23 protein-coding genes are annotated in these 23,700 nt (G+C 47.0%); 20 read left to right on the forward strand and 3 right to left on the reverse strand.

Annotation, left to right across the window (positions count from 1 at the left end; translation table 11 throughout):
- Window positions 1-30 precede the first annotated feature (30 nt).
- From HMPREF0240_RS00120 to HMPREF0240_RS00130, 3 genes are all read left to right on the forward strand, one after another.
- On the forward strand, window positions 31-549 hold the full coding sequence (locus HMPREF0240_RS00120; RefSeq protein ID WP_009001424.1) for a VOC family protein: 519 nt from the start codon (window positions 31-33) through the stop codon (window positions 547-549).
- Window positions 550-564: 15 nt separating this feature from the next.
- Entirely contained in the window at window positions 565-1,377 is an 813-nt protein-coding gene (locus HMPREF0240_RS00125; RefSeq protein WP_009001425.1) for an SDR family oxidoreductase, read from the forward strand.
- Between the two features lie 96 nt (window positions 1,378-1,473).
- Window positions 1,474-2,493, forward strand: coding sequence for an aldo/keto reductase (locus HMPREF0240_RS00130; RefSeq protein ID WP_009001426.1), 1,020 nt, complete (start codon window positions 1,474-1,476; stop codon window positions 2,491-2,493).
- Between the two features lie 58 nt (window positions 2,494-2,551).
- Here the strand turns inward: HMPREF0240_RS00130 and HMPREF0240_RS00135 are convergent, their stop codons facing one another.
- Together HMPREF0240_RS00135 and HMPREF0240_RS00140 are read right to left on the reverse strand one after the other, a co-directional pair.
- Window positions 2,552-3,487 (reverse strand): aldo/keto reductase, encoded by a 936-nt coding sequence (locus HMPREF0240_RS00135; RefSeq protein WP_009001427.1) that lies wholly within the window; start codon window positions 3,485-3,487, stop codon window positions 2,552-2,554.
- 20 nt (window positions 3,488-3,507) lie between these two features.
- Window positions 3,508-4,518, reverse strand: a complete 1,011-nt coding sequence (locus HMPREF0240_RS00140; protein ID WP_009001428.1) for a zinc-binding alcohol dehydrogenase — start codon at window positions 4,516-4,518, stop codon at window positions 3,508-3,510.
- Between the two features lie 230 nt (window positions 4,519-4,748).
- Here HMPREF0240_RS00140 and HMPREF0240_RS00145 point away from each other — a divergent pair, with 230 nt between their 5' ends.
- The 11 genes from HMPREF0240_RS00145 to HMPREF0240_RS00195 all read left to right on the forward strand — a co-directional run bounded on the left by HMPREF0240_RS00145 (window position 4,749) and on the right by HMPREF0240_RS00195 (window position 15,991).
- Window positions 4,749-6,023: a class II aldolase/adducin family protein gene (locus HMPREF0240_RS00145; RefSeq protein WP_009001429.1), complete on the forward strand. Its 1,275-nt coding sequence runs from the start codon at window positions 4,749-4,751 to the stop codon at window positions 6,021-6,023.
- A 14-nt stretch (window positions 6,024-6,037) separates the two neighbouring features.
- Window positions 6,038-6,493 (forward strand): RpiB/LacA/LacB family sugar-phosphate isomerase, encoded by a 456-nt coding sequence (locus HMPREF0240_RS00150; protein WP_009001430.1) that lies wholly within the window; start codon window positions 6,038-6,040, stop codon window positions 6,491-6,493.
- Window positions 6,494-6,502: 9 nt separating this feature from the next.
- Window positions 6,503-6,964, forward strand: a complete 462-nt coding sequence (locus tag HMPREF0240_RS00155; RefSeq protein ID WP_083806085.1) for an RpiB/LacA/LacB family sugar-phosphate isomerase — start codon at window positions 6,503-6,505, stop codon at window positions 6,962-6,964.
- Window positions 6,965-6,979: 15 nt separating this feature from the next.
- On the forward strand, window positions 6,980-8,461 hold the full coding sequence (locus HMPREF0240_RS00160; protein ID WP_009001432.1) for a rhamnulokinase family protein: 1,482 nt from the start codon (window positions 6,980-6,982) through the stop codon (window positions 8,459-8,461).
- Between the two features lie 86 nt (window positions 8,462-8,547).
- Complete coding sequence (locus tag HMPREF0240_RS00165; protein ID WP_035312151.1) at window positions 8,548-9,759, forward strand: MFS transporter; 1,212 nt, start codon at window positions 8,548-8,550, stop codon at window positions 9,757-9,759.
- Window positions 9,749-10,846: a mandelate racemase/muconate lactonizing enzyme family protein gene (locus tag HMPREF0240_RS00170; protein WP_009001434.1), complete on the forward strand. Its 1,098-nt coding sequence runs from the start codon at window positions 9,749-9,751 to the stop codon at window positions 10,844-10,846. The genes HMPREF0240_RS00165 and HMPREF0240_RS00170 overlap by 11 nt, the downstream gene beginning before the upstream one ends.
- Before the next feature lie 22 nt (window positions 10,847-10,868).
- Complete coding sequence (locus HMPREF0240_RS00175; protein ID WP_009001435.1) at window positions 10,869-12,311, forward strand: aldehyde dehydrogenase family protein; 1,443 nt, start codon at window positions 10,869-10,871, stop codon at window positions 12,309-12,311.
- A 121-nt stretch (window positions 12,312-12,432) separates the two neighbouring features.
- Window positions 12,433-13,887: an aldehyde dehydrogenase family protein gene (locus HMPREF0240_RS00180; RefSeq protein WP_009001436.1), complete on the forward strand. Its 1,455-nt coding sequence runs from the start codon at window positions 12,433-12,435 to the stop codon at window positions 13,885-13,887.
- 25 nt (window positions 13,888-13,912) lie between these two features.
- Entirely contained in the window at window positions 13,913-14,791 is an 879-nt protein-coding gene (locus HMPREF0240_RS00185; RefSeq protein ID WP_009001437.1) for an N-acetylneuraminate lyase, read from the forward strand.
- 28 nt (window positions 14,792-14,819) lie between these two features.
- Entirely contained in the window at window positions 14,820-15,464 is a 645-nt protein-coding gene (locus HMPREF0240_RS00190) for a transaldolase family protein (RefSeq protein WP_009001438.1), read from the forward strand.
- A gap of 17 nt (window positions 15,465-15,481) precedes the next feature.
- Window positions 15,482-15,991: a VOC family protein gene (locus tag HMPREF0240_RS00195; protein ID WP_035312152.1), complete on the forward strand. Its 510-nt coding sequence runs from the start codon at window positions 15,482-15,484 to the stop codon at window positions 15,989-15,991.
- 62 nt (window positions 15,992-16,053) lie between these two features.
- Here the strand turns inward: HMPREF0240_RS00195 and HMPREF0240_RS00200 are convergent, their stop codons facing one another.
- Window positions 16,054-16,860, reverse strand: coding sequence for a helix-turn-helix transcriptional regulator (locus HMPREF0240_RS00200; protein ID WP_009001440.1), 807 nt, complete (start codon window positions 16,858-16,860; stop codon window positions 16,054-16,056).
- A 344-nt stretch (window positions 16,861-17,204) separates the two neighbouring features.
- On the opposite strand from HMPREF0240_RS00200, the gene HMPREF0240_RS00205 reads away from it, so the two are divergent.
- The 6 genes from HMPREF0240_RS00205 (at window position 17,205) to HMPREF0240_RS24770 (ending at window position 23,687) form a co-directional block, all read left to right on the forward strand.
- The gene (locus tag HMPREF0240_RS00205; protein WP_035312153.1) at window positions 17,205-19,220 is read left to right on the forward strand and encodes a beta-galactosidase; all 2,016 of its coding nucleotides are present in this window, start codon (window positions 17,205-17,207) and stop codon (window positions 19,218-19,220) included.
- A gap of 263 nt (window positions 19,221-19,483) precedes the next feature.
- Window positions 19,484-21,628 (forward strand): NlpC/P60 family protein, encoded by a 2,145-nt coding sequence (locus HMPREF0240_RS00215; RefSeq protein ID WP_009001442.1) that lies wholly within the window; start codon window positions 19,484-19,486, stop codon window positions 21,626-21,628.
- Between the two features lie 203 nt (window positions 21,629-21,831).
- Entirely contained in the window at window positions 21,832-21,981 is a 150-nt protein-coding gene (locus HMPREF0240_RS24210; RefSeq protein ID WP_009001443.1) for a hypothetical protein, read from the forward strand.
- 139 nt (window positions 21,982-22,120) lie between these two features.
- Window positions 22,121-22,729: an ECF transporter S component gene (locus tag HMPREF0240_RS00220; protein ID WP_009001444.1), complete on the forward strand. Its 609-nt coding sequence runs from the start codon at window positions 22,121-22,123 to the stop codon at window positions 22,727-22,729.
- A 272-nt stretch (window positions 22,730-23,001) separates the two neighbouring features.
- Window positions 23,002-23,391, forward strand: a complete 390-nt coding sequence (locus tag HMPREF0240_RS00225; protein WP_009001445.1) for a hypothetical protein — start codon at window positions 23,002-23,004, stop codon at window positions 23,389-23,391.
- 155 nt (window positions 23,392-23,546) lie between these two features.
- Complete coding sequence (locus HMPREF0240_RS24770) at window positions 23,547-23,687, forward strand: HTH domain-containing protein (protein WP_207636754.1); 141 nt, start codon at window positions 23,547-23,549, stop codon at window positions 23,685-23,687.
- The last annotated feature ends 13 nt before the right edge of the window (window positions 23,688-23,700 follow it).

The raw sequence follows: 23,700 nt of genomic DNA on the forward strand, positions 1-23,700 counted from the left end.
GACAGCACATTAAGAAAGGAAAGATGAATCATGGAAATGGAAAAGATGAAACAGGAACTGGAAAAAAGCGGGGCTATCCTCGCACACGTGGGTTTTTTAACCTATGACAATGACAAGGCAATGGAAAGACTGAATCAGGTTCCCGGATTCGGCGAGTGGGTATCGGACGCAACGGACTGGAGCGAGGAAAACATGATCGTAGGACCGCCGAACTCTATCAGATGCAGCAACGGTACGGTATGGGGCAGTGTGAATGTGGAGCTCGTACAGCCGCTGGAAGGAAAATCCAAAGGAACTCATTTTGCAGAATATCTGGAAAAATCAGGGGAAGGCCTGCATCATTTCTGCTATAAGTTTCCGGAGTATGATGATTTTAAGAACGCCCTTTCGTATATGCTTGACCTGGGATGCAAGGATGTCCATCATGGAAAATTGATTTTCGGCGCCGATTCGGAATACGCGGGGGAACTTCTGGTAGAGTTCTGCTACATCGCAGTAGAGCCCAGCGGATTATATATTGAGCTGAACTGGACACATCCAAACGCATAAGAGTGGAGGAAGGACATGGATAATATTGTTGAATTGAGCCAGCTGGCCTCCGTGAAAGAACGGTTCAGTATGGCCGGTAAAAAGGCAATCGTTACGGGGGCAGCAGGCGGGATCGGCAGAAGTACGGCGGCCGCACTGGCGGATCTGGGCGCGGATGTTGCGCTGGTAGATATCCGCACTGACCTGGCGGCGGAATATGCTGAGCATATCAGTAAAAAGTATGGCGTTCAGGCATTTGCTGCTTCCTGTGATGTTACGAAGGAAGAGGATGTTGACGCCCTGATTGAGACGGTTGTGCAGAAATTCGGGACAATCGACGTTGTCCACAGCAACGCGGGGGCAATCGGTGCGGGATATGACGACGGGGATATTGACTTTGCCTCATGGAAACGGCTGATGGCAATTAACCTGGACGGCATGTTTCTGGTGAATCAGAAAGTATGCCAGTATTTGAGAAAAGAGGAAAAGGGCGGCGCAATCGTGAATACTGCCTCTATATCCGGACATGTGATCAACCGTACGGAGGGACGACATTCTGTTTGTTACCCTGCGGCAAAGGCGGGAGTCCTGCATCTGACCAAAGGCATGGCGGCCGATTTCTGCAAATACGGGATCAGGATTAACAGCGTCAGCCCGGGGAATATGGTTTCGGGGATTCACGCAGGAATTCCGGAGGAAGCCATGGATGGAATGGCCGGGGACTGCGTTATGAAACGGCTTGGAAATATGAATGAGATTGGAGGCGCGGTGGCGTTTCTCCTCTCTGATCTGGCAACGTATATTACGGGGGCAGATCTGCTGGTAGACGGCGGCTATTGCATCTGGTAGGTGCAAATCATAAATAATAGCCGGGGGCAGACACAGGCTTTGGCCCCTGGTGGATTTGCTGCAAAGTTTAAGAATAATGAATACAGGAGGAACACAATGATTACAAGAAGACTTGGAAGAACCGGGTTTGAAGTATCCGCATTGGGACTTGGGTGTTTCCAGTTCACGGGCGAATACGACATTGATCCGGATGCTTCAGAAAAACTGATGGATTTCGCCATGGAATCCCCAATTAATGTTTTCGACACAGCAGAAATGTATGGCTTTGGAGAGAGCGAAGAAATCGTGGCGAGAGGGGACTTTAAGCATCCCGAGAAGAGGAACTATGTGTCAACAAAAATCGGATATCTCCATGACAGGACCGTAACAAGAGCGAAGGGCTACGATGCATATCAGGACCCCAAAGAGATCAGAAGAGCGATCAAACACAGCCTGTGGATCTCCAGAAAAGAGCAGCTTGATATGTGCATGATCCACGAGCCGGACTGGGACTGCTGGGGATTTGACTATGAAACAGGTGACAGTGTGATTCTTTCTACACTGGAGGAGCTGAAAAAGGAAGGCTATATTGCCAATATCGGACTTGGCTCGACCGAATACGTAAAGAGTGCGAAACTGATCGACACAGGACGGATTGACTGTGCACTGGTGGCCGGAGGAATCAGCCTCATTGCAAAACCGATCTTTGATTATCTGATACCGGCTGCAAAACGCCATGACTGCGGGATTATCGCAGGGGCAGGCTTTGGCATGGGCAACAAATTCCTGGTGTCAAAACGCAGGGGTGAACTGCCGGAACTGCTGGATTCTGACGATGAAGTATTAGTGAATACCGGTAAGAAGCTGGAAAAGATATATGATTTGTCTGATGAATTAGGAATGGATATGTTTGAACTGGCACTGCGCTATATACTTGCTTTTGAAGACATACATACACATTGCGCAGGTGCGAGAGAAATTGCACATATTAAAACAAATTTGGCTTATGCGGAGAAAGGCCCGCTGGATCCGTCAATTGTGGACAGGATCAATGCAATCCAGGATGAATTTATTATCCGACAGGATTACAACATGATGGGACTGTTCGGGAAGCCGCCGGGATTCTTGAGCGACTAACAGAAAATACCAGTCAGACTGCTGTCTGGCTGGTATTTTTGGTTATAAGATATTGAACTTAAGGAAGTGGATTACCGGCGGCTTTATATAGTTCGAACCATTCCACCTTGGAGATCTCAATGCCGGAAGCTTTACATGCATCCTTCAGATGGGACGGCGTCATGCTTCCCACCAGAACCTGGAAATGCGCCGGATGACGCAGGATCCATGCTGCAGCGATGGCAGAAACGGGAACTTTGTATTTATCGGACAGCTCGTCCAGTTTTTGGTTCAGCTCCGGGTACATTTCGTAATTCCCAAGGTAGTTGCCTCTCAGCAGTCCGTACTGGAACGGTGCCCATGCCTGGAGTGAGATGTGATGCAGCCTGCAGTACTCAATGGTTCCTGCATCTCTCATCACGGATTCATCGGTAACCATATTGACGTTCATCCCGGCTGTGATCATCGGTGTATGAGTCAGATTAAACTGCATCTGATTGACTGCCAGAGGTTCGGAAAGATAACTGTTTAATAGCTGCATCTGATAACGGTTGTGATTGCTGACGCCGAAATAACGAACCTTACCACTGCGTTTTAAGAGATCAAACGCCTCTGCAACCTCTTCTGGCTCAGTCAGCGGATCCGGACGGTGCAGCAGAAGGATGTCCAGGTAATCGGTCTTGAGACGTTGAAGACTTTCATTGACTGAGTTGATGATATGGTTCTTGCTGTGGTCGTAATACTGTGTAGGCAGATCCAGATTGCGTATTGTGCATTTTGACTGCAGAACCACTTTATCTCTGGAATAACCGAGTTTCTTGTATGCAGCGGCAAAGGTCTCTTCAGAGAGGCCGTTTCCGTAGGCATCGGCGTGGTCAAAAAGATTGATCCCCTCATCGAGCGCACAGGAAATAATATTTACAGCGCCCTGGATGTCCAGAGTTGACATTCTGGCACATCCAAGCGCTATTTCCGATGCAGAGAGGATGTCAGAACCTAGTGGAATATATTTCATGACAGTCTCCTTTCTGCGGCTTATTTTGTCCAGTCGAAAACGACACCGAGATAAGTGTCCTTATCGGTTCTGAGTGAATGGTAAACTTCGGTGCAGTCCTCGGGGCGTACGGTATGTGTAAGCAAAGGCTTGTAGCTGAGGCGTCCGCTGGCCATGTAATCAATGACTGCTTGGGTGTTACTTATAATGGAGTGTTTTACGAAGTTGTCCGGTTCATAGGGATCTTTCCATTCGTGAGCGCCTTTGAAGCGGAGGTTGTAGTCGGAATGGAACACTTTGAAGAAGGCGTCCGCGCAGTTATGTACATAGGAAGTTCGCGGTGTACCGAGGAAGATCATTTCTCCGTTCTTTGCCATGTACTCCATGCTGTTCATGATGACTTCCGTGTTGCCGATTGCTTCGATTAAAGTGTTCAGCATGCGGCCTTTTGTGATCTCTCTGATCTGAACCAGGGCATCACTGCTCTTAGGATTGATGGTGTAATCAACGTTGCATTCGCTGGCTGTTTTAAGGCGGGAGTCGTGACGGTCGATCCCGATAGATACGGCACCCTGAAGGTGGGCCAGCTGGGCAGCCATGATACCGATGGTGCCTTGTCCGGTAACGGCAACATAATCGCCGAACTCGATCCCGGATGCACGGACAGCTGTCAGCGCAATCGTAGCCATGCGGATCAGAGGGATATATTTTTCCTCGATGACATCCGGCACTTTACAAAAACAGCCGGTTACAGGCATGATGTTATATTCCTGGTGGCCGCCGTAGTTGTAGATGATATCGCCGACCTGATATCCGGTTACATCATCGGCCATTTTGACGATCTCACCAACGCAGACATATCCGGGAACTCCGGGCATGGCGAACCAGTCTTCCAGGCCGTCCAGGCAGGCTAATTCTGTTCCGGTACTGATCAGGCTGTAGTGATTTTTGAGAAGCACATGCCCTGAGGGGATGTTGGAGTCGTCGAAGTCCTCAATACGAAGCTCCACTTTGCCGGGTTCGGCAAATATTACATTTCTAGATTTGATCATTTGGTGTTTCCTCCTATTTTAAATATATTTGATTTGTAATTAGTTTGATTATATAGTGGGGAAATAAAAAAGTCAATATAGATACGACAAATAATGAAATATACACAAAATAGATATGACTATTTAGTGTAAAAAGTATATTGACAGAATTAAAACGTTAATATATAGTATGAAATATAAACAAAATAATCAAATTTGTCATACCAATATGAAAAAAAGGGGGTAAGAATATGCAAGAAATGATTCATCCGGCAGATCAGCTCTGTATGATTATGGAACGGATCTACGATGTTGACATGACATCACTGACTGGAGGGAACGCATCCATGATGGATGATGAGGGCGTTATGTGGGTTACGCCTACGTCTATAGACAAGAAGTCCCTTACCCGGGACGATATTGTTAAGATTCTGCCGGACGGAACAATCGAAGGGAAACATAAGCCTACATCAGAATACTATATCCACCGGAGTATACTTTTAAAACGCCCGGATATCAAGGCTGTGATACACGCACATGCACCGGCGACAGTTACTATCAGCGTACTTAACCAGGTACCGGAGACGAGGATCTGTGGAAAGACATACGAGGTGGCCGGTCTTCCGGGACTGACCCCTTATGCACTTCCAGGATCTATGGAATTAGTGGACCGGGTAATGGAAGCGTTTGAGAATGGTTATGATTCAGCTATGCTGGAAAAGCACAGTGCGTTTGTAGGAAGTAAGATTGGCCTGCTGGATGCGTTCCAGAAGTTCGAGGCACTGGATATTGCATCCAGAATCCAGATCAACAGCTATACCATTGGAGAACCAAAGAAAATCGAAGATTCACAGCTTGAGAACCGGCTGGAATCCCCGGAGAAACTTTTTGCAGAAAAGGAAATAAGTCATACCTGCAGGGAACTGGACGCAAGAAGAAAGCTGGCTGACATCGTGCAGAGAGGGTATACAAAGAAATTATTTGCCAGTGCAATCGGTGTGATGTCTGTCCGGACGGGCGGCAACAGCTTTGTGATTACTCCAATGGGAGGTGACAACGGATACATGACGGTCAGCGACCTGGTCTTTGTGGAGGGAGACTGCCGGGAAAAAGGAAAGATCCCTCATGAGACGGCCCTGCTGCATAAGATGATTTACGACCGGCATCCGGAAGTGAACTCGGTGATATTGGCATCCCCGGTTTATACAATGGGATTTGCAGTGACCGGCACTGTTTACGATACGACTCTTTACCCGGAAAGCTACGGCGTACTGCAGCACTGTAATTTCTATACATATGAGCAGTTTTTCAGTGAACAGGAAAAGATAGCGGAGGGACTGGACCTGGAGCATCCGATGGCAATGATTGACAACTGTGGTGTAGTGCTGGCCGGGCCGACGCCGATTCTGGCGTTTGACAAGCTGGAGGTATGCGAGTCCAGCGCGCAGTCTATGCATGAGAGCAGGAGAATGGGATTTGAACCGCCGCTTATGACACAGCAGCAAATAGACGAGATGAATGAATAAAGGAGGAACGAGCAATGAGATTAGGTTATAAGATCATTATGGGAGCGGATATTGCTTCACATGACATGAAGGAAGAAGTAATTGAGCTTCTCAGAAAGAAAGGATATGATGTGACCGACACAGGGACATCAGGACCGGAACACGGGGATTTCAGTGATGCGGCAGAGATTGTTGCAAAAGGAGTTCAGAACGGGGAATATCAGAAGGGACTTCTGATGTGCGGTTCAGGAATCGGAATGGCGATGGCAGCAAATAAGTTTGAGGGTGTCCGTGCGGGACTGGCCTGGGATCTGGAGAGGGCAGTGCTTGCAGCTGCAGATAATAATACAAATGTACTCTGCACAGGCGGATGGCTGATGCCGAATGCAGCATACGCGGTAAAAATGATTGAGGCCTGGCTGCTGGTGAAATATACAGGACGTGACACAGAAGGTATGGAGCGTGCCGCTGTAATCGAGAAAAAATACTAGGAGGGTAAGATGATGGGAAAAGAAAAAATTATAATCGGATGTGACACAAGCGGATTCCCACTGAAAGAGGCAGTATTAAAGGCTCTGAAAGAGGATGGATACGAAGTGAAAGATGTGGGATGTTACAGCACGGATGAGGGCTATTATCTGGATGCGGTAGAACCTCTCTGCAAGGCAGTCCAGAGCGGCGAGTACGGCAAGGGAATCTTAATATGCGGAACCGGTCAGGGAATGAACATATCCGCTAACAAATTCCGGGGAATCCGTTCAACGATCTGCTACAATCTGTTCACCGCAAAAATGTCCAGAGCAGACAGCGATGCAAACGTGCTCTGCATGGGTGCTTGGTGCGTAAAAGAAGACGAGGGCGCAGACATTGCAAAAGTGTGGCTCAGCTCAGACTACTATGATCCGAACAACCAGTATGGAATCAACCGGATGAAAGAATTTGAGGACGCGATGAAACAATAATCCCGGGAGGACGTTATGAAGACAGCAAATTATTTTGCGATGGATTTCGGGGCGAGTACGGGAAGAGGGATCACGGGGCGCTTTGACGGAAAGAAACTGGAATTGGAAGAAGTTCATCGTTTCAGTAATTATTTTGTGGATTTGAATGGAACTTTTTACTGGGATATTCTCCGGATGTTCCATGAAACAAAAAAAGCAGTCCGGCTTGCGGGAAAAACAACCGGGAATGACGGGATTTCCAGTATCGGTATTGATACATGGGGAACGGACTATGCATTTCTGGACAGGAACGGACAGATGCTTGGCAATGCCCGCTGCATGCGCAATGCAGATGGGCTGGGGGTGAGAGCGGTGTATAAGGCCATCACTCCCTGGGAGCTGTTTCAAAGAACCGGTATTCAGACGATTTACGGCAATACCATATTCCAGCTGTATGAAAGGCTTCTGAACCGGGATACAGCACTGGAGAATGCGGACAAAATGCTGATGCTTCCGGATATGCTTGCTTATTTCTTTACGGGCAATGCGGAAGAAGAGTATACAATGGCGACCACGTCCATGATGTACAATCCGTATAAAAAGGACTGGGATAAAGAGCTGATGAAGAAGCTTGGGCTTCCGGAGCATATTTTGGCCAATATTATAAATTCCGCTCAGAAGCAGGTTCCAGTACTGCGCACGGTCAAAGAGGAACTGGGAATGCCGGGACTCCAGTATGTGCCTGTGGGGACTCATGATACGGCTTCCGCGGTTGCCGCGATTCCTCTTCGGCAGGATGAGGCGTTTTGTTCCAGCGGAACCTGGTCTTTATTCGGGGTAGAATCCAAAGAGCCGGTGATAACGGAGGAATCCTACCGCCTGAAGTTCTCCAATGAAGGAACGGTTGACGGGCACGTGAGACTCCTGAAGAATATTATGGGCATGTGGGTGATTCAGCAGTGTATGGAGCAATGGCAGGAAGAAGGCCGTTCGCTGACCTGGGATGCGGTGGTCGGTGAGGCAAAAAAAGCAGTGCCGTTTCGCAGCATTGTGGATCTGGATGAGCCGATGTTCTATAATGCCGGAAAGATGATTCCAAAGATTGCTGATTACTGCAGGGATACAGAACAGCCTGTCCCGGAAACCGTGGGAGAAATTGCAAGATGTGTCTACGAAAGCGTGGCACTGAAATACCGGAAAACATTTTTGGAATTAGAAGAAATAACGGGAAGAAAGCTGAAAGCGCTCAGAATTGTGGGTGGTGGAAGCAATAACCGTATGCTGAACCAGATGGCCGCAGATGCAATCTGCCGGCCGGTATATGCGGGACCGGCGGAGGGCGCCTGCATCGGCAATATCCTGGTGCAGAGTATGGCTCACGGAGAGTTGAAAAATCTTCAGGAAATCAGGCAGGTTGTGGAAAACTCATTTGAAACCCGGATGTATGAACCGGAGAATCCGGATGTATGGGAAAATGCATATGGCATTTATTGTGCCATTTTAGATAGAAGAAACTAGTGTACTGACACATTGAGATTTAGGCAGGCTATAAGGCCGAATATCAATAAGTGCACTGGATTAAAAAAGATTCAGGCGGAATCAGAATGAAAGCTGGAAAAAACATGAAGCAGTCGGTTAGGAACATTGAGATCCGTTATGCCGCCGTGCACAGTTTCTTTTGTATGGCATATTGTTCTATTTGTGGTTTTGCCACGGTGTACCTGGCAGCCAGGCAGTTTTCTGCCAGTGAGATCGGGGTATTACTGGCAATTGCTAATGTACTGACTATTATTTTACAGCCCGTTTTGGCGGCATATATAGACGGCGCCGGGAAGATTTCATTAAAGACTGCTATCCTTTTTCTATGCCTGGTGACAATCGCTTTACTGTCATATTTGTATACGGTGAATGAGAATAAAACGAAGATCGCGGTTGTGATGCTTCTGGCGACAATCAGTATATTGTTGATGCAGCCACTTCTAAATTCTATATACACATATTATATGGAAAAAGGAATTGAACTTAATTTTGGAGCGGCCAGAGGGACTGGCTCGGTTACATATGCAGTGATTTCCATTCTATTAGGAAGAATCATTGAACACCGCGGGGAAAACAGCATCGTAGTCACGGGGATTCTGTTGTATGCGGGGCTGCTGGTATTTACTCTAACGTTTCATATTGAAAAAACCCCTCCCCGGGAAAGAAACGGGGAGAGGAATTTCTGGAACAGCATGAAGCTGTTCGTGAAGAAATATAAAGTGTTTTTGCTTACACTGTCAGGGTTTGTACTTATATTTACGGAACATTATATCGTGAACACATTTTTGCTTCAGATCATGGAAAATGTGGGAGGCGGCGCGGGAGATGTGGGTACTTCACTGGGAATTGCAGCGGTCTGTGAGCTTCCGGTCATGTTTGGATTTTCCTGGATTGTGCGCAGGAGCGGGGGAAGCCAGCTGCTTAAAGTTACGGCGGTCGCATTTACCGTAAAGGCAGTTTTTTTCCTGGCGGCGCCGACGGTAGGAATGATTCACCTGGCGCAGTGCTTTCAAATGCTTGCCTATGGACTGTTTATGCCGGCCATCGTATGGTATACAAGCGAGGCCGTCGACATGGAGGACATGGTAAAGGGGCAGTCACTGGCGGTTATGTGTGCTCTTTCGGGAAATGTACTGGGAAATATATTAGGCGGATGGATTTATGACAGCCTTGGAGCAAAGGCAATGCTGCTGGCGGGAACCGTGATATCAGCGGCAGGCATGATAATAATACTTTTAATAAAAACTAAGAACGGGGGATACAAAAATGGAGCATAAAATAGCAAAAGTAGAAGTTTTTCTTGTTACATATCCGATCAAAGCAGGACTGTCGGATGCGACAAGGAAAGTGGAGAATATTGGATACACCATTGTACAGCTGACCACCGATCAGGGGCTGACCGGGTTTGGAGTTACTTATAACGAAGTGGGCGGCGAGGCTACGCAGGTGATGATTGAGAAGAATATAGCGCCCAGAATCATCGGAAGAAGTCCATTTGAAACAGAAGTGATCTGGCAGGACCTGTCCCAGTACCTCAGAGGCGTGGGCAGAAAAGGACTTACCTACTGTGCAGTCAGTGCGGTTGATATTGCGCTGTGGGATTTGAAGGGTAAGATCCTGAACCTTCCGTTATTCCGTCTGATGGGCGGAAATAAAACACGGATCCCGGTGTATGCGAGCGGCGGCTGGACTTCCTATGAGGACGGCCAGCTGGTGGAAGAGATGAAGGGATTCGTAAGCCAGGGCTACAAGATGATTAAGTTCAAAGTAGGCGTGGAAGGCGGAAACAATATCCAGAGAGATGTGAAGCGTGTGGCTATGGTAAGAGAAGCCGTCGGCGATGAGATCGGCATTATGCTGGATGCCAATAACTGTTGGGACAGCGCTACAGGTGTTCGTTTTGCCAATATGGTGAAAGATTATAATATCATGTTCCTGGAAGAACCGACTTTCGCGGATGACATTCCGGGGCTCAAGCGGTACAAAAAGGGGACGGACCTTCCGCTGGCTACGGGAGAACATGAATATACGAAGTACGGATGCCGTGATCTGATTCTTTCAGAGGCAGCAGATATCGTTCAGATGGACTTTACAAGAGCTGGCGGATTTACGGAGGCATTGAAGGTAGCGGCGCTGACACAGGCATGGAACCTGAAATTCGCACCTCACGCAATGGAAAATATACATATACATCTGCTGAGCGCTGTTCAGAATTCTCTGTTCCTTGAGAGACTGCTGTTATTCGAGGATCTGACCAGTATGACTTATAAAGATTGTCCGCTTCCAAAGGACGGCTATATGGAGATACCGGAATTACCGGGACTGGGATTGACACTGAATTGGGACTTTATTTTAAGCAAGTAAATCATACAGGAGGTGCTGTGATATGAAGATGTTAGTTGGTGAAAGCTTTACAGAAGCAAGCGATAAGGCAACTCAGGAGGTGATTAATCCTGCAAATGGGCAGGTAGTCGATACGGTTCCGTCTGCCACGCAGGAAGATGTAAAAAAGGCAATCGATACGGCGGTTGAGGGACAGAAAGAATGGGCAGCGCGCACGGTCAGAGAGAGAACTGCAGTCCTGAAAAAATTTGCGGCGGAGGTAATGGCAAGACGGCTGGAGCTGGGCAAGATCCTGGCGGTGGAATCCGGAAAGCCATATATGAAAGAAGCCGTGTGGGAACTGGATTCCGTAGCATATGTTTTTGAGGGTTCCTGTGAAGTTGCAAAGCACTATTACGGCAAAACCATGCCGCTCGGAACAGAACCGGGATATGACCATGACATTCAGTTTACAATTCATGAACCCCTGGGTGTGATCGCCTGCATCATTCCGTTCAACTTTCCGCCGGCAATCTGGTCCTTCAAGGTTGCAGCAGCCCTGGCAGCAGGCAATGCAGTGATTGTTAAGGCGCCGTCCTACAATCCGCTGACGATCCTGAAGCTCCATGAGATGCTGGTGGAGGCGGGGGTTCCTGCTTCGGTGGTACAGTGTCTGACAGGAAGCGGCTCCAAGGTGGGAAACTGGCTGGTAGATGACAGCAGAATCGCTTCCGTGAATTTCACAGGCAGCGCAGAAGTCGGCGTGAACATCGCAGAAAAGATTGCACCGCACCTTACCGCGTATCAGTTTGAACTGGGCGGAAATGACCCGTTTATCGTGTTTGAGGATGCAGACATGGATCTGGCTGTGAAAGAGGCGGGGGACCAGTGCAGAAACAACAGGCAGTGCTGTACAGGGTCCAAGCGCTTTATCATTCATAATTCTCTGAAGGAGGAATTCGCAAAACGCCTGGCAGAAGAATATCTGTCCAAAGAAGTACCAGGAGATCCGATGGATCCAAAGACAACACTGGGACCGATGATCAGTGAGCGGGCAGCAAAGGGCGTTGAGCAGCAGGTAGAACTTACCGTACAGCAGGGGGCACGCATTGTATACGGCGGGAAACGCAGCGGTGCATTTTTCGAACCGACGATCCTCATGGATGTTGCACCGGAGACGGATATTGCCAGAGACATGGAAGTATTCGGACCGGTATGGCCCGTGATTGGATTTGATACCTTTGAAGAGGCTATTGAGATTGCAAACAATTCCATCTTTGGATTGGGCGGCGGTGTCTTCTCCCGTGATATTAAGACCTGCATGAAGGCAGCAAAAGCACTGAAAACGGGGCATGTGGCTGTGAACGGGTCCGGTAATTTCCGGTCTGCAGAGCTGCCTTTCGGAGGCGGAAAACACATGAGCGGAAACAGCAGGGAAAGCCTGTCCGCAGTTATGGAAGAAGTAACACAGAGCAAGTCCATTGTACTTCGTTATGTACTGGAATAAGAGAAGTCTTGTGAAATAGATGGGATATGCGGATTTGGCCGAGGATTCTTCCGGAGGGGATGCACTGACGCTGCCCCTTCGGCCTGAGGAAGATATAGAATGAAAGGAGAGATATTGCGATATGGAGATGCTAATTAACGGACAGCAGGTGAAAGCAGCAGACGGAAAGGTAATTGAAATTGTGAATCCCTTTACCGGAGAATTACTGGACACGGTTCCGTCAGCCGGGAAAGAGGATATTGACAGGGCAATTCAGAGTGCGGCAGAGGGACAGAAGGACTGGGCCCGCATCAGAGTGAGAGACAGAGGTGCGGTCCTGATGAAGTTTGTAGAGCTTGTGAAGAGAGATAGGGACGATCTGGCAAAGACGCTGACATTGGAGACGGGGAAACCGGTTTTTGATTCCTATGGAGAGATCGATTCTGTGGTCAATACATTTACCGGCTCCGTGGAAATTGTAAAACACCATTATGGAAAGACGATGCCTATGGGCATTGAGGGCGGATACGACGATGACCTTCAGGTGACGGTCCACGATCCGCTGGGAGTCATTGCGTGTATCGTACCGTTTAATTTTCCGGCAGCGCTCTGGGCATTTAAGGCAGGTCCGGCACTGGCAGCGGGAAATGCCATTGTCGTAAAACCGGCATCCTATAACCCGCTGTGTGTACTGAAACTGATGAATCTGCTTGTCGAGGCCGGGGTGGATCCGAGAGTTGTTCAATGTATCACCGGTCCCGGATCTGTGATCGGCAATTGGATTGTGGACAATCCGCTGATTGCACAGGTGAACCTGACCGGCGGCGTGGAAGCAGGGAAAGAGATCGCGAGACGTGCAGCAGAGAATCTGACAGACTATAAATTCGAACTGGGAGGAAATGATCCTCTGATTATTATGCCGGACTGTGATATGGACCTTGCCGTGAATGAAGCGGGGGATAAGACGAGAAATGCCGGACAGTGCTGTTCCGGTGCCAAACGTTTTATCGTACATAACTCAATCAAAGAAGAGTTTGTTTCCCGGCTGATTGAAGAGCGCCTAAAAACAGTGATCACCGGAGATCTGATGGATATGAAGACTGATTTTGGAACACTGGTAAGCGAAAAGGCGGCAAAGGAAGTAGAAAAGCAGGTTCAGCACACGGTAGAGCAGGGGGCAAAAGTTGTGTACGGCGGCCGCAGAGACGGCGCATTTTACGAACCGACTGTGCTGGTGGATGTTACACCGGATATGGACATTGCCAAAGACATGGAAGTATTCGGACCAGTATTCCCAATTATCGGATTTGATACACTGGACGAGGCCATTGAGATTGCAGAAGGTTCCAGCTATGGACTGAGTGCCGGCATCATCACAAATGATTTCCAGGATGCCATGAAAACAGCGGCTACACTGCGTTCCGGTATGGTGGCAGTCAATGGCTCCGGCGGTTTCAGGGCGCAGGAACTTCCGTTTGGCGGCGGAAAGAAAATGAGTGGCAATAGCAGGGAATGCCTGTCATCCGTGCTGGAAGAAGTGACGCAGGAGAAGTCCATTATCTTCCGTTATGCGATGAAGAAATATAATAACAGGTAAGAGTCAGGAAGGACTGGTAGAAAGTATGGAAAAAATGAAAGGCATTTTTCCGGCGCTGGTGACACCGCTTCGGGAGGACGGAAGCATCGCACAGGATGCGCTGGAAAAGATAATTGAAGTGAATCTGCAGAAAGGCGTGACAGGATTTTATGTGGGAGGCAGCACCGGAGAATCCTATCTCCTTTCTATGGCAGAAAGAAAAGAACTGATTGAAAAGATTGTCGGGATTGTCAATGGACGGGGAAAAGTCATTGCCAACATCGGAGTCTTTGCCACCTGTCACGGAATCGAGATGGCGAAAACGGCCGAAAGCCTTGGCGTGGATGCGATATCCGCTGTGCCGCCATTCTATTTCAAGTTTTCAATGGATGAATTAATCCAGTATTATAATGATATCGCAGAGGCGGTATCCGTGCCGATGATCGTATACAATATTCCGGCAATGTCGGGAGTCAGCTTTTCTTCCGAACAGATTGAAAAACTGCTCTCCAATGACCGGATTGCGGGAATGAAACATACCAGCTTTGACCTGTTCCAGCTGCAGAGAGTGATCCGTGAGTATCCGGAAAAGTCCATTTTTATCGGGCACGATGAGATATTCCTGTCCGCATACAGTATCGGTGCAGAGGCGGCGATCGGCAGTACATTTAACTTTATGGCTGAAAAATTTGTGAAGATGGCAGCGCTGTTTAAAGAGAAAAAAATGGAAGAGGCTCTGGACATTCAGAATCAGGTAAACCAGGTTGTGGAAATACTGTCAGAGATCGGCGTTTTCAAGGGAATTAAAGCTGCCCTGGAGCTTCAGGGAATTGACTGCGGAGTATGCAGAAAACCGTTCCAGCCACTGAAGAAAGAACAGATTGAAAAACTGCGGACAGTTATGGAACTCACAGGCTGTCTGTAAATCCTTAAGATTCAGGAGGTGCGCAGAAATGCTTTTATATGCGGATAGTGCAGATGTTACAAAAATCAGAAAAATGGAAAAGCTCGGAATTTTGAGCGGAATTACTACAAATCCTGTTATTGCGGCCAGAGAGCTGAAGCCGCTACAGGAAGTGATTGCAGATCTCTGCTCCAACTTTCCGGGATACCCGGTTTTTGCCCAGGTGAACAGATCCTCTGTAGAAGAGATGATATCGCAGGCAGAAATGTTTAGCAAGATCAGCCCTGACGTGGTCGTGAAGGTACCGGCATGCGAGATGGGGCTGGAGGTTATCACAGAGTTAAAAAAGGATCCCCTGTTTACCGCCAAACTTTGTGCCACTACGATTCTTACGGCAGCCCAGGCGCTTCTGTGTTCGATGGCGGGAGCCGATTATGTGGCGCCTTATGTGGGGGATATAACTGCCTTGGGATATGACGGAATGACTACGGTCAAAGATATCATATGCGCCCTGGAAAAAACGGATACAAAGGTTCTCGCGGCTGCTGTGGAGCGGGCGCAGGACATGGTTGAAATTGCAAAGATGGGCGCGGATATCCTGACGGTAAGCCCGGATGCAGCCCTGAGTATATTGCAGAAGCCGCAGCCGGTTACCCAGTGGTATCTGGATCTGTTCTCAGGAAAACAGCCTTAGAGAAGGCGGGAGGGCATATGAAACAGGAAGAATTATTTTTAACGTCAAAAGATGTAAAATTTCGGCATACCGGTTATATAGTGAAAGATATACAAAAGGCAGCAGATGCTTTCCGGGCCTGCTTCCCCATGATGGATGAATGGAAATTCTGTACAGCGCGGATGAGCGAAGAGGAAGTTCTGGACGGGCGGGCATGCCATTTGATTATCGGACTGTCCCGGATAGGAACTCATGCAATTGAATTGATCCAGGCGCTGGATGACTGCCCGGACTGTTATCATATGCAGGCGCCGGACGGGATTAACCATATCGCTTTTATCTATCCGGATGAACTCTTTGACAGTGTGCGGGATATGCTGCTGGCAAATGGTTATGAAGCAGTGTTCGCTGCACACCAAAAAAAATCAGGTGAGAAATGCTATTATTTTCAGCATAAGACACAGCCTGTTTTAATAGAACTTAATAATATGGAACCCGATGATCCTGAATATGACTCGCTGGAAATGGCTATGAAGATGGATCGGTGAGGGAACGCGAATAATAAGATCCTCCTGCTGTTTTGGTGACGGCAGGAGGATCTTTTATTTGGTCAGCTCAGTTTCCGGAATTCCAGCGGCGTCATTCCCATCCGCTTTTTAAACATGGCAATAAAGTGGCTGGAATCCGGGAAGCCTACGCGGTGCGCAATCTCCTGAACCTCCATCTGTGGGTAAGTAAGCAGGAATTCTTTCGACTTATTCATCCTGTAGACTGTCAGATATTCGTAGACAGAACATCCGAGAAAACGTACGAATAACCGTGACAGGTACTGCGGGGTAATATAGACCAGCCCGCACAGGTGCTGCGCAGTGAGTTCCAGGGAATAGTCAGTTTCAATTACTTTTATTACAGGCTCTACGTATCTCTGGTATAAAGGATCGTTTAACAACTCACGGGTGGAAACACCATCTACAAAATTCATCAGCAGGCGGTAGCAGTCTACGGACAGCGACTCAGCGTCCGCGGGTGTCTGCTTAAATTTTTCAACTGAATCGGAGATCAGGGCGGCGATCCGCGCTCCCTGATCTTTTTCTGTAAAAATCACCTGCCGTTTTCCAAGAATCATGTCAAGGCTGCTCTCAAGCGTTCCGGTAAATGTGGCAAATAAAGTGATCCAATCCGGGCCCTGTGCATAATAGGAATGGCGGACACAAGGGGCGGTAAGGACACCCTCCCCCTCATTCAGGATATACTTCTTTCCCTGTATGATGATATTTCCGCATCCTTTTTCTGTCTGCAGATAGTGGTAGTGCGGATATCCGTGTGTGCGTGACGTGGGTTCCTGTGCCCAGTGATTGCCTATGGAATCAAAAGTGAAGGGTTCGCTCACCGGATGGCTTCTAAAATAGATTGGCATGTTCTCACCTGTTTCAAAATGTTATATTATTTAGCTTAACATGTTACACATTCATTTGTCTATCGGTATTATAATTACGGAATAAAAGGTAAAATAACTAGTACATCCAAAAATCAGGTCAGTAAAACAGTAAGCTAATTAGTATTCGATGTACTAGAGCGTGTTTGAAAATTGCTTGTTGCAAGATGTTGTCCCAGTTTGCGGGGTATTTACTGCCAAATTCAGGAGGCGTAGTGGGCTACGTTGACTGAATTTGGCAGTAAATAGACCGTGAAGTGGGGCGGCATATTGCAGCAATGAATTTTCAAACACGCTCTAGGATATAAAAGAAAGGAATAATGGCGATGGAAAGTAAATTTAAGAGAATTCTGTACGGCGGGGACTATAATCCGAATCAGTGGCCAAAGGAAATCTGGGATGAAGACATGAAATATTTTAAAGATGCCAGGATTAACAGTGCGACAATAAACGTATTTTCCTGGGCGAAGCTTCAGCCTTCAGAGGAGGTATATGATTTTCGCGAGCTGGATGATATCATTGAGATGCTGAGCAGAGAAAATTACGACATAGTGCTGGCAACTTCAACGGGAGCGCTGCCGGCCTGGTTGATGAGAAAATACCCGGAAGTGGCAAGAACGGATGAAAAAGGACGTCACCATAAGTTTGGGCTCAGGCATAATGCATGTCCGAACTCGCCGGTATATCAAAAATATGCGGCTGCCCTTGCGGCAAAGCTGGCCGAGAGATATGGCAGCAATGAACATATAGCCTGCTGGCATATCAATAATGAGTATGGCGGGGAGTGCTACTGTGAAAATTGCGAAAAAGAATTCCGCGTGTGGCTGAGGAAAAAATATGGGTCGCTGGAAGCTCTCAATAAAGCGTGGAATCTGGAATTCTGGGGGCATACGGTCTGGAGTTGGGATGACATTGTCCTTCCGAATGAGCTGAGTGAGGGGCTTGATGGAGACAAGACTGCGTTTGCGGGGATTTCTATTGATTACCGCAGATTCAATTCCGATAGCCTGCTGGGTAATTACGTGATGGAAAGAGACGCCATCAGGCGTTTTGATCAAAAGACGCCGATTACCACAAATCTGATGGGAACTTATAAAGGTCTGGATTACTTCAAATGGGCAAAAGAGATGGATATTGTATCCTGGGACAATTATCCGGCTTATGATACGCCGTGGAGCTATAGTGCAATGTGTCATGATCTGATGCGGGGGCTGAAAGGCGCTCCATTCATGCTGATGGAACAGACGCCGAGCCAGCAGAACTGGCAGAAATATAATTCACTCAAGCGACCAGGACAGATGAGGGCACAGAGCTACCAGACCATAGCACACGGCGCCGATACTATACAGTTCTTCCAACTGCGCAGAAGCGTGGGCGGCTGTGAGAAATTCCACGGGGCAGTCATTGAACACGCAGGGACCGAGGATACAAGGGTTTTCAGAGAAGTAAAACAGCTGGGCATGGAGCTGGAACATCTTGGAGCTGAAACGCTTGGTGCGGTAAATGAAGCAGAGGTTGGAATTGTATTTGACTGGGATAATTACTGGGCGCTGGAATATGCCAGCGGTCCGTCCGTTGATCTTACTTATGTTAAGCAGATACACGCATATTATAAATTTTTTTATGACAGAAATATTGCAGTGGATATGATTCCGTATGACGCTGATTTCAGTAAATATAAAATTGTGGCTGCCCCTGTACTCTATATGGTTAAGGAGGGGATGAAAGAAGCGCTTGAGGCGTTCGTCGGAAACGGAGGCCTTCTGGTCACGACCTATATGAGCGGAATTGTTGATCAGTCAGATAATGTGCATCTTGGCGGATACCCCGGACCACTCAGAACTCTTGCAGGAATATGGACAGAGGAGATAGATGCGCTTTCACCCGAGCAGTCAAACGAGGTCGTATTCCAGGACGGCACAAAGATCGCCTGCGGATTTCTCTGTGATCTGATGCATCTGGAGGGCGCCGAGTGTATTGCGGAATACGGGAAAGATTTTTATGCAGGTATGCCTGCTGTTACGAAACATACATATGGAAGCGGGATTACTTATTATATAGGGACTGAAATGGAAGAGAAAGGACTTGCCAGAGTTCTGGAGGCGGCTTTGGCGGATACCGGTGTTCATTCAGTCATAGGTGAAAAGACGGGGCTGGAGATTGTATGTAGAAAAGCAGAGGGATTCCGCTGCTACTTTGTTATGAATTTTACAGATGAAGCACTGGAAATTCCTGACTGTCTGGCCGGGTATAAAGATCTGCTGACAGGCGGGACTGTGGAGACAGGGGAGAGGTTATTAAAGTATGATGTGAAAATGATACGGGTTGACGGGGAAGGTTAAAAGCTTTGCAGACAGTAATAGAGGAGTTCCTTTATAATCGTGGCATATTTTGTGGAAATACTTAAAAAATTACAAGGAAATCAAGGGAAATTCCATTGCATTGACATCTTGCAAGTAGTACAATGTAACAATGATGATCTCATAAGTGATAAATGCAGGCGAGTGGCGTTAGAAGTTTTAGGGGGGCTGCTAAGGTCGAATAATGATAAAGCCAATGAGATGTAAAGATACTTGCAGGGAGTTTGCGGGAGGAATAATTCAGGATGAAAGCAAAAGAATACAAAAGAGTGCTGGCAATTGTACTGTCAGTCGGAATGCTGACTGCACAGCCAGTATCAGCTTTGGCAGCAGATACTGGTCTGGTTAATACGGGACGGCAGGAAGCCGGACAGGAGGCGGGCACTAAACCGGAAGATACAGAACAGCCGGAGGAGGTTCGCCAGGCGGCGGCAGTCGACGGAAGTGAAAAGATGGTCGATATTTCGGAAGAGGTTCTCAAGATGCTGGAAGACGGTACTGTTTACCAGGATGAAGAGACGAAGTTTTTATATGACAGTAAAACCGGACAGAAGGTAGATCCGGTTACTGGAGAGCGGGTGGATGAGGAGAAGCCAGAGGAAAAGCCGGGGGGTGACGAGACCGATAAGCCGGGGGATAATAAACCGGCCAAGCCTGGAGATAATACGCAGGACAAGCCGGGAGACGATGCTGAGGACGGCAAAGACGATGGTAATAAAGAAGAGAATGGCGGTACATCCGGCAATGAAAATATGGGAGACAATCAGTCCGGCGGCAGCCAGAACGGTTCAGATCAGGAGAATGGAGATACACAGAAACCATCAGATTCTGATGTGACTGGTGGTGAGGAAGGGGCAGAGGCCAGTAAGCCGGAAGATGCCCAGGAGGCACCAGCTGCGCAGGAGAATACCACCAATCAGGCTTTGATCGCAGGGCAGCAGATTATTAAGCTTCCCGAGATGGAGAAGGACTTCCGGTTCTGGACGGTAGCAAGGCGTTATGCATTTGCAAAAGCAAAGTTATCTGTCCGTGAAGAGATGAAAGATGATGCAAGAGCCGTGGGTTCGTTGAATACAAACGGTCTTCTGTATGTACTTCAGGAAGAAGACGATGGATGGCTGTATGTGGAATCAGGTACTGTCCGCGGTTTTGTGAAAGCAGACGAGGTTCACCGCGGAGATGATGCACAGAAGCTTTTGACAAAGTATCAGGACAGGGCCAAGAAAAAAGCCGAGAGAACCAAGACAGAGTATACTGGAATTGAAACCGTGGTTACAGTTGCAAAAGAGCTGGTCCCGCAGAGCGAAAATGCAGCGTTTTTACATACACATTCAACCGTGAACAGAACAGTTGTTGACAAAAAGTATGCACTAACATCCATCGGCCTGCTGAATGTAAGAGAAGGAAAGGATACGAACACCCGGATTGTAGGAACGTTGAAGGCGGAAAGCCTGTGCTACGTGCTTGCTGATGAGAATGAGGAGTGGGTTTATATTGAATCCGGCGATGTAAGAGGATTTGTAAATAAAAAGTATCTCAAGACTGGAAAAGAAGTCGATAAGACAGTGGAGGAAAAGGGAGAAGAGAGCTTTCCGACCGCCAGCGAGATTATTGAACCGGAGAAGAACAAAGCCTGCTATTATACACTGACTTCAGTGAAATCAGGCGTACCGGGAAGCAGCGTCAGAGAGTCTGTTATAGAGTTTGCCTCACAGTTTATCGGCAATCCTTATGTATGGGGCGGAACCAGCCTGACAGATGGTGCAGACTGCTCCGGTTTTGTACAGAGCATCTATAAGGAATATGGATATACTCTGCCGAGAGTGGCTGAGGATCAGGCGCAGTATGGAACCAAGATTGCTGTGGAGGATGCACAGCCGGGAGATCTGATCTTCTACGCGAAGAACGGGTATATTCACCACGTTGTGATCTATGCAGGGAACGGCAAGACCGTTGAGGCAATGGGGTCAGATTATGGAATTGTTCAGGGCAATCTGGATACATCCGAGGCAGTGTGGGCAGTAAAGGTTCTGGATGACAGTATCGGCGGCGGATATGCAGGCAGCCTCGGGGTAGTAAATGCAACAGACAATATGTATGGAGAGTATCTGGGAGATTACCAGCTGACTTATTACTGTTCCTGTGAGATATGCTGTGACGTGGAAACCGGAATTACTGCAACGGGAACTCCGGTAGTGGAAGGCCAGACTATTGCGGTTGATCCGAGCGTTATTCCTTATGGCACACAGGTTATTATTGGAGGCCATGTATTTACGGCGGAAGACTGTGGAGGAGCAGTGAAAGGAAATCATATCGATATCTATGTGAATGATCATGAAAGAGCCCTTAGTATGGGGGTGAATCAGGCAGATGTCTACCTGGTAAAATAAGAATAAGATTGACCGGCTGCATGGAATGCTGCCGGTCATAATTTTTTTGATACGTGACTTATATCTTATATAAAGAAGGCGGCCTGAAGAGAGCGTATGAAATTATATACCAGCTTTTTATATTTCTGTTTCAGACAGCTACATTTTATGTTAAGTTATAGATAGAAGAATTGATGAGGTAAACAGGTTATAAGGAGAGATATATGGATAAGAAATTAAAATGTTCGGGGACAGAGCTTGGGATTTGTGCAGGCTTTTTATCAGCATTGTTGTTTGAGAATACCTTGCTTATTTTACTGGGGGTCATTATTGGGTACGGATATGATCAATGGAAGAAAAATAGAAAAGATTAAGCGGATATACTCTCCAGCATAATTACTACGATCTGGAGTACAATAACTGGACTGGATAATTGTTTGATAACTGGACATTCTTGAATAGCCACTTTAATGGTAACATAGATGCAGTTATCAAAGAAGGGAAGCGTTTATCATGGAACAGAGAAACCAGACAGTTATGAAATTAGCGCAGACCGCTCTCTTAGCGGCACTGTGTTATGTATCTTTTACATTCTTACAGATTAAGATTCCGATGCCGGGAGGGGATGCGACATCAATTCACATCGGCAATGCATTTTGTGTTCTTGGGGCACTGCTGCTTGGAGGATGGTATGGAGGCCTGGCAGGTGCAGTGGGCATGACAATAGCGGATATCATGGATCCGATTTATATAGTAGGAGCTCCAAAGACCTTCGTGCTGAAACTGTGCATTGGTTTGATTGTTGGACTGGTAGCTCATAAAGTGGCCAGAATCAATGAGAGCAGCGATAAAAAATATGTGGTAAAATGGAGCGTTATTGCTTGTGTTGCGGGATTGGGATTCAATGTTGTGGCAGATCCGCTTGTCGGATATTTTTATAAGCAGTATATACTGGGACAGCCGCAGCAGATGGCGGAGGTGCTGGCAAAATGGAGCACTGCAACAACATTTGTGAATGCGGTTATATCTACCATACTTGTCGCATTCCTGTATAATGCAGTACGCCCCATACTTCTGCGTTCCGGGCTTCTCGTAAAACAAAAGCAGCAGAAGACGGCATAGGAAAATTTAATAGAAATTTTCTTGAATTAACAGACAGACCATGTTAAATTAAATGCACCCGGACGTTTTCCGTCCGGGTGCATTTCAAACATTCTTTATATCTGATCATAATGAAGAATCTCATTCTTTTGGACAAATTCGTCCGGTAATTCAATGTTTGAAAAAAGAATAAAGGCTTATAGATGCAGAAACAGGTGATGCTTATTGGCGGAGTGGATATTAGCAGTATGTAATTTTTAAACAGATTAAATTAAACCAGGAGAAAATAGAATATGGGAAAAAGTGATGTATATATGAAACGCTGGCTTTCCAATAAACAACGCTTTGCAAAAATTAATCTCATTGATCCAGGTAAGCTGGATGAACGAATGTGTTTTCAAACTGATTTACAGATTGTATTCGGGATGCTAAAATGTAGAAAAAGTAAGGAAGAACTGCTGGACTATGTGAATAAGAATCAGGAATATTTCAGCAATATAGATGAAGAAACTTATAATGCACTGCGGGTGATGCTTAGATCAGAGCTGAGTTTGAAAGAAGCAGAGAGTAAGACAGGAGGGATAGATATGTGTAAAGCACTGGATGATTTATACCAGGATGGTGTGAATAAAGGGATAGAACAGGGGATTGAGCAAGGGCGTAATCAGGGGATTAAAGTATAATGTACCCATAGATGTGGACACATTAAGAAGAAGGGTTCCCTAAAAATGGACACTAAAAAGAAGGCATAAAACCTTAAAAGTGGACAGTGTAAAGAAGGGGTTCTTTATCTCTGATAGATGTTGATATATAATAAACACATCTAAAGGAGAATGATATGCGAGAATACACCCCAAAAGAAATGAAAGAATTAATAAAAAATCCATATACACTGAAAGTAACGAAGTTTAAGCTGAGCCATACTGCAAAATTTAAGGAGGATTTTTGGATTAGCTATCAGGCTGGAAATACCCCCTAAAAAAATTATTGCT

This window comes from Clostridium sp. D5, from assembly GCF_000190355.1.
Taxonomy (GTDB): Bacteria; Bacillota; Clostridia; order Lachnospirales; family Lachnospiraceae; genus Faecalicatena; species Faecalicatena fissicatena_A.

Bases quoted from the DNA above. Each gene is read 5' to 3' on its own strand.
- HMPREF0240_RS00120 (WP_009001424.1), top strand. From the start codon at position 31: ATGGAAATGGAAAAGATGAAACAGGAACTGGAAAAAAGCGGGGCTATC.
- HMPREF0240_RS00125 (WP_009001425.1), top strand. From the start codon at position 565: ATGGATAATATTGTTGAATTGAGCCAGCTGGCCTCCGTGAAAGAACGG.
- HMPREF0240_RS00130 (WP_009001426.1), top strand. From the start codon at position 1,474: ATGATTACAAGAAGACTTGGAAGAACCGGGTTTGAAGTATCCGCATTG.
- HMPREF0240_RS00135 (WP_009001427.1), bottom strand. From the start codon at position 3,487: ATGAAATATATTCCACTAGGTTCTGACATCCTCTCTGCATCGGAAATA.
- HMPREF0240_RS00140 (WP_009001428.1), bottom strand. From the start codon at position 4,518: ATGATCAAATCTAGAAATGTAATATTTGCCGAACCCGGCAAAGTGGAG.
- HMPREF0240_RS00145 (WP_009001429.1), top strand. From the start codon at position 4,749: ATGCAAGAAATGATTCATCCGGCAGATCAGCTCTGTATGATTATGGAA.
- HMPREF0240_RS00150 (WP_009001430.1), top strand. From the start codon at position 6,038: ATGAGATTAGGTTATAAGATCATTATGGGAGCGGATATTGCTTCACAT.
- HMPREF0240_RS00155 (WP_083806085.1), top strand. From the start codon at position 6,503: ATGATGGGAAAAGAAAAAATTATAATCGGATGTGACACAAGCGGATTC.
- HMPREF0240_RS00160 (WP_009001432.1), top strand. From the start codon at position 6,980: ATGAAGACAGCAAATTATTTTGCGATGGATTTCGGGGCGAGTACGGGA.
- HMPREF0240_RS00165 (WP_035312151.1), top strand. From the start codon at position 8,548: ATGAAAGCTGGAAAAAACATGAAGCAGTCGGTTAGGAACATTGAGATC.
- HMPREF0240_RS00170 (WP_009001434.1), top strand. From the start codon at position 9,749: ATGGAGCATAAAATAGCAAAAGTAGAAGTTTTTCTTGTTACATATCCG.
- HMPREF0240_RS00175 (WP_009001435.1), top strand. From the start codon at position 10,869: ATGAAGATGTTAGTTGGTGAAAGCTTTACAGAAGCAAGCGATAAGGCA.
- HMPREF0240_RS00180 (WP_009001436.1), top strand. From the start codon at position 12,433: ATGGAGATGCTAATTAACGGACAGCAGGTGAAAGCAGCAGACGGAAAG.
- HMPREF0240_RS00185 (WP_009001437.1), top strand. From the start codon at position 13,913: ATGGAAAAAATGAAAGGCATTTTTCCGGCGCTGGTGACACCGCTTCGG.
- HMPREF0240_RS00190 (WP_009001438.1), top strand. From the start codon at position 14,820: ATGCTTTTATATGCGGATAGTGCAGATGTTACAAAAATCAGAAAAATG.
- HMPREF0240_RS00195 (WP_035312152.1), top strand. From the start codon at position 15,482: ATGAAACAGGAAGAATTATTTTTAACGTCAAAAGATGTAAAATTTCGG.
- HMPREF0240_RS00200 (WP_009001440.1), bottom strand. From the start codon at position 16,860: ATGCCAATCTATTTTAGAAGCCATCCGGTGAGCGAACCCTTCACTTTT.
- HMPREF0240_RS00205 (WP_035312153.1), top strand. From the start codon at position 17,205: ATGGAAAGTAAATTTAAGAGAATTCTGTACGGCGGGGACTATAATCCG.
- HMPREF0240_RS00215 (WP_009001442.1), top strand. From the start codon at position 19,484: ATGAAAGCAAAAGAATACAAAAGAGTGCTGGCAATTGTACTGTCAGTC.
- HMPREF0240_RS24210 (WP_009001443.1), top strand. From the start codon at position 21,832: ATGGATAAGAAATTAAAATGTTCGGGGACAGAGCTTGGGATTTGTGCA.
- HMPREF0240_RS00220 (WP_009001444.1), top strand. From the start codon at position 22,121: ATGGAACAGAGAAACCAGACAGTTATGAAATTAGCGCAGACCGCTCTC.
- HMPREF0240_RS00225 (WP_009001445.1), top strand. From the start codon at position 23,002: ATGGGAAAAAGTGATGTATATATGAAACGCTGGCTTTCCAATAAACAA.
- HMPREF0240_RS24770 (WP_207636754.1), top strand. From the start codon at position 23,547: ATGCGAGAATACACCCCAAAAGAAATGAAAGAATTAATAAAAAATCCA.